Origin of the sequence: Mesorhizobium sp. NZP2077 (genome assembly GCF_013170805.1) — a bacterium.
Classification (GTDB): Bacteria; Pseudomonadota; Alphaproteobacteria; order Rhizobiales; family Rhizobiaceae; genus Mesorhizobium.
The window spans coordinates 3,879,800-3,894,566 of sequence record NZ_CP051293.1; the positions used below are offsets into that span (position 1 = coordinate 3,879,800).

10 protein-coding genes, 1 tRNA gene and 1 pseudogene are annotated in these 14,767 nt (G+C 59.9%); 11 read left to right on the plus strand and 1 reads right to left on the minus strand.

Annotated elements, in window-relative coordinates:
- The first annotated feature begins 196 nt into the window (after positions 1–196).
- From HGP13_RS19230 to HGP13_RS19240, 3 genes are read left to right on the plus strand one after another with little or no spacing between them, the layout of a single operon-like run.
- Entirely contained in the window at positions 197–1,888 is a 1,692-nt protein-coding gene (locus HGP13_RS19230) for an SIR2 family protein (protein ID WP_172228202.1), read from the plus strand.
- Positions 1,885–2,436: a hypothetical protein gene (locus HGP13_RS19235; protein WP_172228204.1), complete on the plus strand. Its 552-nt coding sequence runs from the start codon at positions 1,885–1,887 to the stop codon at positions 2,434–2,436. Before HGP13_RS19230 ends, HGP13_RS19235 begins: the two co-directional genes overlap by 4 nt.
- Positions 2,433–4,847 carry an AAA family ATPase gene (locus tag HGP13_RS19240; RefSeq protein WP_172228206.1) on the plus strand — a complete coding sequence of 805 codons (2,415 nt, stop codon included), beginning with the start codon at positions 2,433–2,435 and terminating at the stop codon, positions 4,845–4,847. Before HGP13_RS19235 ends, HGP13_RS19240 begins: the two co-directional genes overlap by 4 nt.
- Positions 4,848–5,086: 239 nt before the next feature.
- On the opposite strand, the gene HGP13_RS19245 is transcribed toward HGP13_RS19240, so the two are convergent.
- Complete coding sequence (locus HGP13_RS19245) at positions 5,087–6,415, minus strand: J domain-containing protein (protein ID WP_172228208.1); 1,329 nt, start codon at positions 6,413–6,415, stop codon at positions 5,087–5,089.
- 193 nt (positions 6,416–6,608) lie between these two features.
- Here HGP13_RS19245 and HGP13_RS19250 point away from each other — a divergent pair, with 193 nt between their 5' ends.
- The 8 genes and pseudogenes from HGP13_RS19250 (at position 6,609) to HGP13_RS19285 (ending at position 14,674) form a co-directional block, all read left to right on the plus strand.
- Positions 6,609–8,285 carry a RecQ family ATP-dependent DNA helicase gene (locus tag HGP13_RS19250; protein ID WP_172228210.1) on the plus strand — a complete coding sequence of 559 codons (1,677 nt, stop codon included), beginning with the start codon at positions 6,609–6,611 and terminating at the stop codon, positions 8,283–8,285.
- 57 nt (positions 8,286–8,342) lie between these two features.
- Positions 8,343–9,118 (plus strand): annotated as a pseudogene (locus HGP13_RS19255) (NYN domain-containing protein).
- 19 nt (positions 9,119–9,137) lie between these two features.
- Complete coding sequence (locus HGP13_RS19260; RefSeq protein ID WP_172228212.1) at positions 9,138–9,917, plus strand: hypothetical protein; 780 nt, start codon at positions 9,138–9,140, stop codon at positions 9,915–9,917.
- On the plus strand, positions 9,917–10,645 hold the full coding sequence (locus HGP13_RS19265) for a DUF4431 domain-containing protein (RefSeq protein WP_172228214.1): 729 nt from the start codon (positions 9,917–9,919) through the stop codon (positions 10,643–10,645). The genes HGP13_RS19260 and HGP13_RS19265 overlap by 1 nt, the downstream gene beginning before the upstream one ends.
- 436 nt (positions 10,646–11,081) lie before the next feature.
- Positions 11,082–11,155 (plus strand) — tRNA-Cys (locus tag HGP13_RS19270).
- 91 nt (positions 11,156–11,246) lie between these two features.
- Positions 11,247–11,915: a protein-L-isoaspartate O-methyltransferase gene (locus HGP13_RS19275; RefSeq protein WP_172228216.1), complete on the plus strand. Its 669-nt coding sequence runs from the start codon at positions 11,247–11,249 to the stop codon at positions 11,913–11,915.
- 171 nt (positions 11,916–12,086) lie between these two features.
- On the plus strand, positions 12,087–13,478 hold the full coding sequence (locus HGP13_RS19280) for a TolC family outer membrane protein (protein ID WP_172228218.1): 1,392 nt from the start codon (positions 12,087–12,089) through the stop codon (positions 13,476–13,478).
- Between the two features lie 302 nt (positions 13,479–13,780).
- Positions 13,781–14,674 (plus strand): PopZ family protein, encoded by an 894-nt coding sequence (locus HGP13_RS19285; protein WP_172228220.1) that lies wholly within the window; start codon positions 13,781–13,783, stop codon positions 14,672–14,674.
- Positions 14,675–14,767 lie beyond the last annotated feature (93 nt).

Sequence of the window (14,767 nt, forward strand, 5' to 3'; positions counted from 1 at the left end):
GCCTCGCTTAGCTGATGACTGTGCCCGAAGAGGAGTTCAACGAATAGTGCGAGACGCCCAAGCTCGGTCTTGAAACAAACAACCCCAAGATCGGCTTTGAAGATTTGCGCTCGACACGCTAGTCTTGTACGCAACGTTACATGGGCGGCGCGTGAATCGGAAATCGCGCGAGGACGCGACGGAAATAGGGGGGCGATTGCCAGCAGCTTGGGAAATTAGCGTCGCCGACACCATTGCGTTGCTCGAAGCGGACTTTCCTGAAATGGCCAGCGCAGTAGCGCGGGGCAGCTACGCGTTATGGCTCGGCTCAGGCATTTCACTCGACCGCGTTGTTGGCGTTCCTGCCGTCATTGGCCGTGTCATCGAGTATCTGCGGTCACGCTTGGATGCGGGAGATCCGGCATGTCGATATAACGTTGCCCTCAATCAGGTCCTCGCAAACCTCTCGCTGCCAGAGCGTGAGAGGCTGCACCTTGATTTGCCGATCGACGACTGGCCTGAGGCGGATCGACGTGCGATCACGTCGCGCTTGGCCGGTTTCTATGCTGAGGTGTTAGAAACGCCTCTGGAAGGGGAAGCGGATCCTGACTTTTTGCTCTGGACGGCAGTCGATGTGCCAGGCAGCTTTACCGGCGACGATCCGGACGTCGAACATCTCTGCGTCGTGATCCTGACGCTCGAGGGGGCCTTTCGCGATATCACCTCGGCGAACTGGGATTACCTGATCGAGGCAGCTGAGCGAACGTTGATAGGCGCGGTCGGCGCCAAAATCGATGTTTGCATCCGAGCGGTTGATTTCCAGAACGCGGGCGGCCGCGCGAAGCTTCTCAAATATCATGGCTGTGCGGTTCGGGCGGTTGCTGACGCTGTCGTCTATCGGCCGCTGTTGATCGCGCGCACTCCCCAGATCACCCAATATGGGGTCAACGTCGCTTACACGGTCATGCGCGACCACCTGACGGCCTTAGTGCAGCAACGCCGCACGCTGATGATCGGCTTCTCGGCGCAGGACACAGACGTTCAGCAAATATTTGTCCATGGCGCCAACGGTAGTGGTTGGGAATGGAACACGGCGCCCAGTCCTTTCCTCTTTGCCGAGGACGCGCTTTCGGGAGGTCAGCGCGGCATCTTGGCTAGCGCTTACGGGGAACAGTATGCCCCAAATCGGCCCGCCATTGAAAAGGCGGCAAGGGTCCGCGCATTCGCCAAACCACTGCTGCTCGCGCTACTCATTTCGGTTCTCGAGCTCAAGGCCGCTGCGCTGGCGGACCTAGGACTGCCAGCAGCATGGAATCCTGCCGAGAGAAACACAGTCATAGAGGGCCTACGGCACATTCGTGATGCGGCGGCAACGGCGGCTGAGCCGGAACGCCTCGCGTTTATTCGCAATCTGATTGCGGCTATGATGCTGGGGCTCGACCTCTATCATCACGGCAAATCCGACACCGGTCGCTACATTCCGTTGTCATCGGATCCCATCCAGCAAATCGCTGATGTGCCAGAAACAACGGGTCTCAGGCAGGCGGCCATTGCGCTTGCGCTCCTTGGCAAAGGCGCTGCCGCAGGTGACTGGTCAATTTCCGCCGGCACGGCTACGAGCACACCGATCAACCTACAACAGGGGGCGCGCGTCACACGCGTATTCGTCGCGGCCAATGACGATGTGGCCGGAAAAATGATACAAGCAGGCCATATCGATCCCGACTCCGTTGACACTATCCTGCTGCTGAGTACTTCACCCAAGGCAAGGCAGGCCCGATCGTCGTCGGGGCCAGTGGGGAGGACTGGCAAGATCGGCCTGCGCGAGATCTGCTTGACCGCGGTGATCGACACTGCAACGGATGCACTCGATTTGATCGACGCCTTCAAGCGGAGCGCGAGCCTGTGACCCCACTCGATCGCGCTATCGCGCTGCTGAAAGACAAAGGCTATCGCACGGTGCAGCAGCCTTTCGGGATTGGTAGCGCAACATACAGCTTCGATGCCGTCCTAACCGCCGAGCAGTCGCTCGACCTTGTACTGCTCCAGGATACGACGTTGGGTTCGGGGGAGCGCATCCGACGCGAGGTGCTTGCCTTTGGGCGCTCGCTCGACGTGCTCGGGTCTCGTAGAACGCTGACATTGATCCTTGTCGGACAGCCACTCGAGCCCGCAATCTTGGCATCACTGTCACAGGTATGCCGTGTCCTTCCGGTTGGACCACTAGAGGCCGGCGATGCACGGATGCGCGATTGTCTGGCCGTACTGCTCCCACTTGAACTGCCCGACGCTGCGGATATGCAAGGTGACTGGGGCAGCGAAGTTCGGCGTCGCCTTTCGGCGGAAGAAGTGCGCGCAGCGACCAGCTACCTGTCGGCTGCGGAACAAGGTGAGGCCGGAGTACGCTTGGAATTACGCAAGCGGGTCGAGCGTGCCCTGTCGGGGGCATTGTCATGACGTACCAGCTGACCGAGCTCGTCGTCAGCAACTTTCGCAGCATCAAGGGTACGCTAACGATCCCGCTCGATGCTCCGATCGTTCTCGTTCACGGCCCGAATGGCGTCGGCAAGACCAGCATCGCAACCGCCATCGAACTTGCCCTGACGGGTGACGTAGGGGGCCTAAGGCGGTCCGACGAGAAGGTTCAGAACCATCTCGTCAATCGCGATGCGTTGGAGGCAGCCATTGTGTTGCGGATGACTGGCGGACCCAAGTCGGAGACGAACATATCGATCCGCGACGGCCTCATTCGCGGAACGCCTATTCTCGACGACGATGGCCGGATCTTTTTCACGGACCGCTGCTATTTGTCTCAATCCACTCTCGGTCGGCTGCTGGATATCTATCAAGCGCCAACATCGCGCGATCCGTCTAACACGCCATTGACGAGCTTTGTGAAGAAGCTGCTGGGGCTCGACCAGCTCGAAGCACTCATCGACGGAGTGCACCCGGCCGGCCACAAGGCGCGAATGTCCAAGCTCAGCGCTGATTTCGATCGCGCCGATCAACTCGAAGGGCGATTGCAGGGCGAACAGCGCGAAATCGATGCGCTACAGCGCAGCCAAAATGCTGAAATCGCCCGGTTGAAAGCGGAATTCGAGCAGCTTCGCAAGACTCTCGAGTTGCCCGAAGATTTGTCCGCCGCCGCTGCAATGCTCGCCAAGAGCGAGGATCCCGAACTCGTAGCGCGACATGAAGCGCGTGTGAGCGGCGTGACGTCGCTTCAGTTTCAATGGTCGAGCTTCACGTCGAAGGAAGCGCAGGAGGATCGCGCATCTCTTGAAACTGAAGAGGCTGACGCCGCGCGGGCTCTGGAAAGTTATAGTGCAGGGCCGGGCCGCCGGCTCGCCACCTCCATTTCAAGCATTCGGCCGATCTTTCCCGATTCGGCCGACCCCGAGCGGACCGATCCGGAAGAGGCGCGCATCGGTGCGATCCGATTGGTCGATCGCGAAATCGTGCGACTCGATGGGCTGCTGTCATCGGCCGCTGCCGCGAGCCAGTCGATCAGCGTCAGGGATCAGTCGATCAGTCAGCAGCAGGCCCGGCTGAAGCTGTTGAACGAGCAGATCGCCGATATCGCCGGAGATTCGGCCGGGCTTGGACAGGCGCTGGCGGCGTTGCTGCCGCATGTCACCGATGATGTCTGTCCGGTCTGCGATCGGGCCTTCAATGAGGTGTCCGAGATTAGGTTGCGGACCCACTTGTCGCAGGAAGTGGCCCGACTGATTGGACAGTCCGAGAAGCTCAATTCGCTCATTGCGGAACGCCAACAGGTCCAGACGCGGCTTGCAGGGTTCGAGCGAAGCCGCAGCGCCGAAACCGCGCGCGTGATCACACCTATAGATGCAACCACGTACCAGCAGCGGCTGGCGACGCTGCGCACTGCCAAGGGCGAACTCGAAGCCCTTGCAGTGGAGACCGTACAGGGAACTGGGATCCGCAACCGTCACGCGACTGCAGCAAGCAAGGTCGCCCAGTTGCGCTTGCGCGATGCAACGAGCGCAGAAATTCGGAGCACGCTGTCGACTCTGGCGGAAACGATTGCCGAGCCGCCGATCGGCGAGGCCGAGACAACGCAGGATGCCTTGTCCAGACTGATCTTTGCGACCGAAACCGCACTCAAGACGGCTATCGCCCTGCAGGCTGATCGCAAAACCGCAGCGGAGACCATCGCGCGTCTGCTGGCACTTGCGTCTGAAAAGACCGAGCGTGATGCCCAGACGGCCAGGCGAACCCAGAGGTTGGCTCAACTGACTGCGGCGCAGCGCGCGGTGAAGCGTGAGCGAGATCTCGCGAGCAATCTTGGCCGCGCCGCGACTGAAGCGCGAAGTACTATCATCGGCCGTGTCTTCAATGAGCGACTGAATGCGATCTGGCGTGACCTGTTCGTTCGTCTCGCGCCAAACGAACCGTTCGTGCCCGCCTTCATGCTCCCTACATCGGGTGAGAAGACCGTCAACGCCATGCTAGAAACAGTGCACCGCGAAGGGGGTAGCTATGGCAGGCCCGGCGCGATGCTCAGTGCGGGCAATCTCAACACAGCAGCGCTTACGCTGTTCCTGGCCCTGCATCTGTCGGTGAAGCCAGAGCTACCATGGCTGCTCCTCGACGATCCGGTCCAGTCGATGGACGAACTCCACGTCGCTCAGTTCGCGGCTTTGCTGCGCACGCTCGCCAAGCGTGAAAAGCGGCAGCTGATCATCGCTATTCATGAGCGTCCATTGTTCGAATATCTGTCGCTGGAACTGAGCCCTGCGTTCGTGGGGGACAAATTGATCACGGTAGAGGTCAGCAAGTCGCCTGAAGGATCGACGCTTTACAGAACAAATGTCGTCGGTTTCGAGCCCGATCGATTGGTCGCATAGCGAGACACGGCGTTATGATTTTAGGCGAGGTTATTGTCGCCGAATGCGAGCTGTAGCTGGTGCTCATCCTCCGCGATTCTAAGTGACCATTTGCCTCAGGACAACTGTGGCCATCGATGGCAGGCCAATACCGATGCCCGCCTTTGAATCTCGGCAGCCTCCGCTCTGACGATCCAAATAGTGGTGATGAGGATTGCGAATAACGTCCTGAAGTAACTCATTTTTCCAGACCTGTCGCCTTACGGCGCGTCAAATGCTGTTACCGAAAGCGATTGTGGTCGAACGGTTCCGGAAGGGACCGCGTAAAGCGTATAGGTGAGATGTTGCGTGATGATCTGATTCGATGTTGTCTCGGTCTGCAGTTGCTCGACGCCAGGAAACTGGCCGACGGCGGCGGTATTGAAAAATGATCTGCAATCAGCTCGAAGCATGTCACCAACCGCATATTGGATGCGGTAGCTCCCGTCGGGGATGCCACGAAACTCCGCAGTAGCGTTATTGCTGACGTAGAACGATGCGGTCATCTTGTTCGAGAACGAATTACGAACTTTCACGATGGCCGGACCTCCAGAGCCATTCCTGATTTCCAGGACGTGGCCTTCCGACGACATGGAATTGCTGAATCCTCCCAATGCATCACCGTTTCTTGGGTGGGTGGCACAGGCATTCGCTACCGGAACCACCTTTTCGGGGGCGGCCTTGGTCGCTCGTGGCGGTGGCGTATAAGTCGACGTGTATGAATGCCGCGGAATTGGCTTCCCGGTCCACCAAGAGGAAATTTGATCCTGCATGAAGATGCCGACGATCAGCAGCGGAAGCGCTGCTGCCATGGCAACGTACTTCAGGCGCTCGACAGGATTGAATTGCCATGGGTTCTTAAGACGGGATCGCTTCGGGTCGATCCCAGCGTTCTCCAGTTCCTTGGACAATTCTGCTGCCCGAGCTGAGATCTCAGGATCCGATGCCTTTCTGGACATCTGGGCCAGGGAATAGGCGATGTTGACGTTCCCGCGCGACAGGAAGGCCAGGCAATTGTACCAGGTTAGCCTTTCCTCGGCCTCCTTCGAGTGTTCGCCGCCGAATCCGTTTCCCAGGATAACGCCGACCGTGTAGATCGGCCCCCATGGAAATCCCCACCATCCAGTGAACATTGTAATCAGGGACGACTTGAAGGCCTCTTTCCTGGCACATGAGGCGCAGAAAATTCCTTGAATGGGTGTCCTGACCGTAGCCAGAACGAAACTGTAGACACGGCGGAATACGACGTATCTTGGCTGGGCGGTTACCTGTCCGCAGCGGGAGCAGCATATTGGGTCAAGCTGCTTCTGCCTCACCTCTTCAGCCGATGCTTGGTAGCCTGAGCTGTCGTATTCGGCCCGAGACTCGGGATCGGATAGAATCTTATATGCTGCGTTCACATGCTGAAAGAGAGTCGCGGAGGCATTGCCCGAGGTGTCCGGATGCGTCTCCTTGGCCCGCTGCCTGAATGCATTCTTGATTTCTTCGGCTGTTGCCGATGGTGAAACGCCAAGGACGGCATAGAGCCCCTTGGGATCGCTGTTGCGCATAGTGTTGCCCCCGAACCCTCGTGACGGGCCTTGCCCAGCCCCCTCACGAGTATTCGAATATTGTCGAAAGCCGTGGATAGCAACGGAAATGCCGTTCATTAGTGAACATCGGGTTCGATTAAGCCGATAGGTCAGTCTTTCATAAACCTCTTCTGCTATTCCCGTTGTTTTCGGGGACTTGGATGTAGCGGAAATGGATCAACCGATTGCCACAGATCCGTGGCGCGAGATACGACTTCAAGTTCTCAAGCGCGACAACTACCGCTGCGTCTCGTGCTCGACCCCGGTGAAATCGTCGGAAGCCGACATCCATCATCTGCTGCCCAAATCGATGGGCGGGACGGACGAACTCTCGAATCTAGTCACCCTTTGCGACGGCTGCCATGCCGCCCATCATCCGAATCTGGCCGGCGGCCTTGCAAGGCGGGTTATCGAGAGATGGGCAGTCCGGCTGGCCCGCTGGTTGGATACCGATGGCCAGGTTTCCGAAGGCGTCGGCAATTTCGGCCCGGCTCTCCGCCTATTCGGATTGGATCGCTTCCGGCAAGGCCAATTGCCGATCGTGCTGGCGGCGCTATCCGGAAAATCGATCCTGGTGGTCAGCCCAACCGGATCAGGCAAGACCCTCTGCTTCCAACTGCCTGCCGTGCTCCGCCGCGGCCTGACCATGGTCGTCAGCCCTCTCAAGACTCTGATGTCGGAGCAGGTGTCAGATCTACTCGCCAGGAAAATTCCGGCCACCTTCGTAAACAGTGATTTGAACGCCGAAGAGAAGCAAACCCGGTTTTCCCATTTGGAACGGGGCGCGATCAAATTGCTGTATCTGGCTCCCGAGCGTTTTTTCGTCCGGAGCGAGGACGAGCGGGCACGGCTGAAGCAGACGAAGCCATCATTTATTGTCGTCGACGAAGCCCATTGCGTCGATCAGTGGGGCCGGGACTTCCGGCGCGAATACGGCCGCCTCAAGGAAGTCCGCGAAAAGCTGGGCGGCCCGCCGGTCTTGGCATTCACCGCTACCGCGGGGCGGGAGATGCAGCAGCGCATCCTGGCATCGCTGGGCCTCGAGGACGCCGAAGTTTTCGTTCGAGACGTTGACAGACCGAATATCGCGTTGCTCCGGTGGCGATGCTCGGTCGAAAAACGTGCGGAGGAAATCGCCTCTCTTCTGCGGTTGCCGCAGGTCCGAGGACAGAAGGCCATGGTATTCGTGCCGTCGACGAAGGTCGGCGAGGAACTGCAGGCTGCACTACGCAATCTCGGATTGGAGGTGCCCTTCTACCATTCAAGGCTGGGCAACGCGTGGGAACGCCAGGAACTCGTCAAGCGGTTCCTTGGACAAAGCAAGCCGCCCGTTGACCAGATCATCTGCACGAATGCCTTTGGAATGGGTCTCGATGTCCCGAAGGTGCGCCTCGTGATCCACTGGCAGCAATCAGCCTCGGTTGAAGACCAGCTACAGGAATTCGGGCGTGCCGGGAGGGACGGGAAGCCCTCCGTGGCGGTGATGTTCCACAATGGCTCGAGTATCGGCCGCGACATTTCGAGACTGCGTTTCATGGCCGAGAAGACAGTCGAGTCAGCGCAGGTTTCCACGTTTGACCGGCAGCAGATGCTGGAGCAGCGTTATCACCAGATCGACCAGGTCAGCGAACTGATGAGAACCCGGTCCTGCATGAGGGCGGCAATCTCCGAATATTTTCAGGGACCGAAATCCACCCGACGTCCGAACCTCTCCGTCAGAATTCTGGATTGGGCGTTCGGCGCCAAGTCGAAGACCGGGCATTTCCGGGCCTGCTGTGATCACTGCGATAAAGCGGAGATCAGACGGAGAGGGCAGATGGGATACGTGTCCAGGATTCTCACTCCATGAATGTCGAGTTGACACGTCGGATAGCCGAAATGAAGTTGTCGCCTGTTGGAGATCACCATGCCGTCAGAATCCCGCTCGCCACGACTCGCCGTTTTGATCGATGCCGACAATGCCTCGGCCAAGATAGCCGACGGTCTGTTTGAGGAGATCGCCAAGATCGGTGAAGCCAGCGTCCGTCGCATCTATGGCGACTTTTCGAGCGCGCGCTCCAAGACCTGGGCCGATATCCTTTCAAAGCACGCTATCATCCCTCAGCAACAGTTCGCGTATACAACGGGCAAGAACGCCTCTGATATCACGCTGGTGATCGACGCCATGGACCTGCTCCATAGCGGACGGTTTGACGGCTTCTGCCTGGTCTCATCGGATAGCGACTTCACGCGGCTTGCGGCCCGCATCCGAGAGCAGGGCGTCGATGTCTTCGGTTTCGGCGAACAGAAGACGCCTGAGAGCTTCCGCCAGGCCTGTCGCCGCTTCATTATACGGAGAACCTGTCGGTGGCCGAGCAAGCTGCCAACCAGGATTCCGCCCCTGTGAGCAAAGCTCTCAAATCCCCAAGTGCCGCGACGCCGATAATCAAGAAGATGATCGCCCAGATGGAGAGCGAAGACGGCTGGGTCTCACTCGGAGCCGTGGGCACCCAGCTTGCCAATCTGGCTTCCGACTTCGACCCGCGGACATTTGGTTTCCGAAAACTAAGCGATCTGGTGCGGAAGACGAATGCATTCGACATGGAGCATCCTGAAGGCGGCAGCATGCGTATCCGCATCAAGCCGACCGCAGGGGGTCTCACCCCGACGAAGAAGTCTCCTGGATCTCGGTCCAAGGGCTGAACGCGGGGATGGCGACGGCATGACTTATGCCTTGTTCCAGATGTGGTCGGACTTTCGGCAATCCTTGATCAGGAGGCATCAGTTCTATGTCGAGCAGGCGCAGAAGCGCTTGCTCTCGCAGTTCGAAAACATTGAGCCTGAAGCCGACAGGGCGGGCGAGGTATGGCTGAAAGAGCGCGGTCGGTACTTTGACCCGGATCGAGATGACGAGGGTAGCTTCTACGAGGCGGCAAACGACGTCCGGATCGAGTTCTACGGTCTCTTGAGTGATATGCGCGAGAACACTCGCCTGAGCGTTGTCGCCGGAATGTTCCATGAGTGGGACAAGCAGTTACGTGGTTGGCTGTCTCGCGAGATTAGGCACTGGCATCATGGTGATATTGCCGCCGCGAAAATGTGGTCGGTCAATTTCGATCAGATTGCCGAGTTATTAGAGAGCCTGGGCTGGCCGGTCCGAACCACGGATTATTTCAGCAAGCTCGATGCCTGCCGCCGCGTGGTCAATGTCTACAAACACGGCAAAGGCGATTCCCTTGATGATCTAAAGAGCCGATATCCGGAATATCTGCCCGATCCGTTCGAGGGATCTGGGCGGCCTCTCTCACACCTTGAATATCGAGACCACACGCATCTCAAAGTAAGCGACGATCAGCTGCAGGCGTTCTCTGATGCCATCGTTTCGTTCTGGCAGAATGTTCCCGAGAGCATCTACGACACACAGGTCGCCGAAGTGCCGGATTGGTTCGGCAAGGCCATCCAGAAGGATCAGGCCAATCGAAAACAGGCGAGGAAGAAATGATGAAAACGACACTCGCATTCGTTTTCGTAACCGCCCTCTCATGGCCTGCGGCCGCGGCATGTCTCGATCTCTCCAAGCAACCTGCGATTTCCGCATCCGGAGAACTGATCCGACCCATGTTCGCCGGGCCGCCGAATTTCGAGGATGTCCGCAAGGGTGACGCACCGGAGCCGTCCTACATCCTGGCACTGGATTCCCCGTTCTGCGTCACTGGGGATGACTTTCTGGAAGACGGGCAAACGATCGACCGAATCCAGCTCCTGGATGACAAGGGTATCCTGCTCAAACTAGTCGGCCATCCCATCGAAGTTACGGGCAACGATCCCTTCGGCGCTCACACCGGGCATCACCATGCCCCCTTGCTGATGGATGTGGTTTCCGCCTCCCTGAACGAAGTCCCCGCCGACGCCTCGTTAGCACAAACGACTGTGGAAGCGTTCTACCTGTATCTGGAGACCGGGGATGGGGCGTCGGCTGCCATGAATGTGGTCCCCGAGAAACGCGGTAAGGGGCCGTTTTCGGCGGCAGCGCTGACGAAATTCTATGGCAACCTGAAACGGCCGCTGAAATTGCTCGGGGTGACACAGTCATCCGAGAACCGGTTCAGGGCGAAATACACGTTCGAAACCCAAGATGGTAAAGTCTGCAACGGCTCGTCGATCGTGACCACAAAACAGGCCAGCGGCATGAACCTGGTGGCGTCGATCAAAGTAGAAAACGGATGCTGATCGGACCAGACGTCCACTCGCCTCTCGATCCATTCGCGGCGCCCGGCCGCGAGACTGCCCGTGCGATTATGCCGCGAGCTTCTGGGTTTATGCGGTCGGTCGCACGATGTCGCACAATCACGATGTCGCACAATGATGAGTCAGCACCCCGCGCAGGCACGTGGTGCTGGTCGATATCCACGGCAAGCAAACGGTTGCGGCTACGTGGAGGAGAGCGCGGTTCGGTCGACACCAAAGCGGAAGCGGTCACGGACGAAATCGTCAACACCGACAAGTTCAACGAACCCTTGGGGCTCTGCACCGTGGGCCGCAGCATTCCCTTCTCGGCGAACTCCGTTCAGAATGGGCCGTCGATTATTTTCAGAATGGGACGCGGGCGCTTGACGGCATTCTGCCGCCAACCTATTGAGTCCGCTCGGAACGCCGGGAGCAACGAGGCCTCGTGGCGGAGTGGTTACGCAGAGGACTGCAAATCCTTGCACCCCGGTTCGATTCCGGGCGAGGCCTCCAATACCCGGGCTCCCGCGCGCTCAGCGCCGGAGCCTGACGTTCTCATCGAAATGAACCGCGGTTCTGACGCGGCAAGCGGATTGGTTGGAACATGAGCGCTGATTTTGCCGAGCTTCGCGTCAAGATGGTCGATGGCCAGGTTCGCACCACCGACGTGACCAGCGCCCCACTGCTGGATGCCATGCTTTCCGTGCCGCGCGAGGTTTTCGTCGGTGAGCGCCAGCGCGATCTTGCCTATATCGACGAGGACATCCGCATCGCCGACGGCGCCGATGGCGCGCGCTATCTCATGGAAGCATCGCCGCTGGCCAAGCTGATGCAGCTGGCCGAGATCAACCCGACCGATTCGGCGCTCGATGTCGGCTGCGGCACTGGCTACGCTTCGGCCATACTGTCGCGGCTGGCGGGGTCCGTCGTCGCGCTCGAAAACGATTCGACGCTGGCGCAAACCGCGGCGTCGACCCTTTCCGGCCTGGGCTGCGGCAATGTGACCGTGGTCCAGGGCGCGCTGCCGCAGGGGCATGCGGCCAAGGCGCCTTATGACGTCATCTTTGTCGGCGGCAGCGTCGAGAAAGTGCCGGCGCCGCTGCTCGACCAGCTTGCCGAGGGCGGCCGACTCGTTGCGGTCGAAGGGCAGGGCAATTCCGCCGTGGCGCGACTTTTTTTTAAGGCTGGGGGGGTTGTAACCGGGAGACGGGCATTTAATGCGGCAATTAAGCCACTACCCGGGTTCGAACGTGAGCATGCTTTTGAATTCTGAATGATTTGGCCTTGCAGCAGAGGCTTTGTCATGGTCGCCTGCATTTGAACAATCGTTGCTGATCCCAGACTGGGGGCACTTTGGGACCGAGCGACAGGGAGCATTAAAAACACGCCACTCCGGCTGCTCTTAACGAGAAGTTGGCGCGGCGCGGTTCCCATGGGAAAACGAATGAGGGATATACCCGTGCCGTCTGTGTCCAAGACCCTTTTTGCCGCTGTCCTCGTTTCCGCGACCGCGCTGTCTCCCCTGACCGCCTCGGCGGAAACCATCTCCGGCGCACTGGCCAAGGCCTATCAGTACAATTCCTCGCTGAATTTATCCCGCGCCGGTGTGCGCGTTACCGACGAAGGCGTGGCCATCGCCAAGTCGGGCTGGCGCCCAACCATCAACGGATCCGCCGACGCGAACTATGTGAACACGCGCGCCAGCGGCGCCAACAGCAAAACATCATCGGCCAGCGTCGGTATTGTCATCAACCAGACCCTGTTCGACGGTTTTCAGACCAGGAACAATGTGGCGGCCGCGGAAGCCCAGGTGAAGGCGTCGGTGGAGAGCCTGCGTAACACCGAAGAGAACACGCTGTTCAATGCGGCCACCGCCTACATGGACGTGATCCGCGACCGGCAGATCGCGGTGCTGACCGAACAGAACCTGCAGTTCCTGACCGAGCAGGCGCGCGCCGCGCGCTCGCGTTTCGAGGTTGGCGAGGGTACGCGCACCGACGTTGCGCAGGCCGATGCGTCGCGCGCCTCGGCGGTGGCCTCGCTCAGCGCCGCCCGCGCGCAGGCATTGGCCAGCGCCGCAACCTATCACCAGGTGGTCGGCGACGAGCCGGGCAAGCTCAAGCCGGCTGCGCCGCTGGCGAAGCTGTTGCCGTCGAGCCTCAATTCGGCGATTGCCATTGGTTCGGCCGAACATCCGGCCATTCTCTCCACCCAGCATCTGGTCGACGCGGCCGCGTTTTCGGTGAAGTCGGCGGAAGGCGCACTGCTGCCGCAGCTTAGCGCCTCGGCGGGCATCTCGGATGACTATCTCAATCGCAATCCGAATGCCGGATCGAACGGCAATTCGACCTCGGCCAATATCGGCGCGACACTGACCATTCCGATCTATTCGGGCGGCCGGACCTCGGCGCACGTGCGGCAGAACAAGGAATCGCTGGGCGAGGCCCGCATCCAGGTCGATGTCAGTCGCGACCAGGTTCGCCAGGCCGTTGCCACCGCATGGTCGCAATACACCGCGGCACAACAGAGCGTCTCCGCCAACAGGCAGGTCATCGACGCCGCGCAATTGGCGCTGAACGGCGTCATCGAAGAGCGCAATGTCGGCCAGCGCACCACGCTCGACGTGCTCAATGCGCAGGCCACCGTCATCACCGCCAAGATCAGCCAGGCCAATTCCGAGCACGATGTGGTCGTGGCGAGCTATGCCATCCTGTCAGCGATGGGGCGTCTGTCGGTCGATCGGCTCGCCTTGCAGGTGACCAAGTACAAGCCTGAAGAGCACTACAACGCCGTCAAGGACAAATGGACCGGCCTGCGCACGCCGGACGGCCGCTAGGCCGCCGGTTGGAATTCTCGCGTCCACGCAGAACGCGATTTTTCGAAAACCCGTCCCGTTTCTTCGGCTTTGCGCTCTATATCCTCGTTTTGATGCAATTCCGTAGGGAAAGCGCTACGCGCTTTTCCCGGGGAAATCGTTTCGTACTTTTTCCTGGAATTGCTCTAATCTGTTGAAATCCCACATGTCCCCAGATTGGGGATTCTCGTGCGGCGATCCGTCGGTTACGCTGTCGCCATGATTCGATCCGGCTCGTGCCGGGGCGAAAGACCACAGAGGTCACAAGGGCGGCGGATGTGACGATGGCAACGGCAAGCAGCGCGCAGCGCGAACCTTCCATGGAAGAGATACTGGCTTCCATCAGGAGGATCATCGAGGACAGCGACAACGGCCGCAAGCAGCCCGGCGAGGCCGATGAACTGCGCCAGGACCTGGAGCCATCGTCGAGCGAGGCTCCGGCCACTGATGTCGATGCGTTTCGCGCAGAGTTGCATGCGGCCCCTGAAGTCAGGAAGCCGGTTGCGCTCACGGAAGTCCAGGCGCCGTCGCCCGAGCCCGCGCGCCCCGAGCCCGTGCACATGGAACAGCAGACACGTGCCGATCCCGCGCCCGCCAAGCCGTCGATGACGCTTGCCGAGGTCAGCGCCAGGATAGCAGCCGAGCCGGTTCCCGCCGTCAGGGCCGACGCGGCAATGGTCCCGCAGGCTGGGGCCCCGCAGGCCAGCGCGACAAGCGATGCCATCATTGCCGATTGGCGGCGCGAGATCGCGGCGGTCGGAGAGCAGGCAAGAGCGATACCGGACAGGAGCGTCCGCAGGCCGGTCGCCCAACCCGAGGCGCCCCAGCCCGAGGCGCCCCAACTCGAGGCGCCGACGAGCGAGCCGGTGGTGGAGGCCGCGTTCGAGCGGCCTTCTTCAAACAACGCTCCGGCAGGCACCGCTCAGGCACGTGCAGCGGTAACTGAAGCGCCTGCGGTCCGCGCCGCAATCCTTTCCGAACATACCGGCCGGCAGGTCGCTGCAGCCTTCGGCGAACTGTCCGACGCCTTTGCCAGCCGCAGCAAGAAGACATTCGACGAGATGGCCGAGGAGATGCTGCGGCCGATGCTGCAGGACTGGCTGGACAACAATCTGCCGACGCTGGTCGAAAGGCTGGTGCGCGAGGAGATCGAGCGCGTCGCGCGCGGCGCGCAGTAAGGCTCACGCATCGGTCATGGATGAAACGCCGCTGCGGAAGGCGGCGTTTTTCGTTTATGGCGTCCGCCGGATACCAAGGGCGAAGTTTTGAGC

What these genes read in the sequence shown, in the direction of transcription:
- HGP13_RS19240 (WP_172228206.1), top strand. Translation starts at nt 2,433, where the DNA reads ATGACGTACCAGCTGACCGAGCTCGTCGTCAGCAACTTTCGCAGCATC.
- HGP13_RS19245 (WP_172228208.1), bottom strand. Translation starts at nt 6,415, where the DNA reads ATGCGCAACAGCGATCCCAAGGGGCTCTATGCCGTCCTTGGCGTTTCA.
- HGP13_RS19250 (WP_172228210.1), top strand. Translation starts at nt 6,609, where the DNA reads ATGGATCAACCGATTGCCACAGATCCGTGGCGCGAGATACGACTTCAA.
- HGP13_RS19260 (WP_172228212.1), top strand. Translation starts at nt 9,138, where the DNA reads ATGACTTATGCCTTGTTCCAGATGTGGTCGGACTTTCGGCAATCCTTG.
- HGP13_RS19265 (WP_172228214.1), top strand. Translation starts at nt 9,917, where the DNA reads ATGAAAACGACACTCGCATTCGTTTTCGTAACCGCCCTCTCATGGCCT.
- HGP13_RS19275 (WP_172228216.1), top strand. Translation starts at nt 11,247, where the DNA reads ATGAGCGCTGATTTTGCCGAGCTTCGCGTCAAGATGGTCGATGGCCAG.
- HGP13_RS19280 (WP_172228218.1), top strand. Translation starts at nt 12,087, where the DNA reads ATGAGGGATATACCCGTGCCGTCTGTGTCCAAGACCCTTTTTGCCGCT.
- HGP13_RS19285 (WP_172228220.1), top strand. Translation starts at nt 13,781, where the DNA reads ATGGCAACGGCAAGCAGCGCGCAGCGCGAACCTTCCATGGAAGAGATA.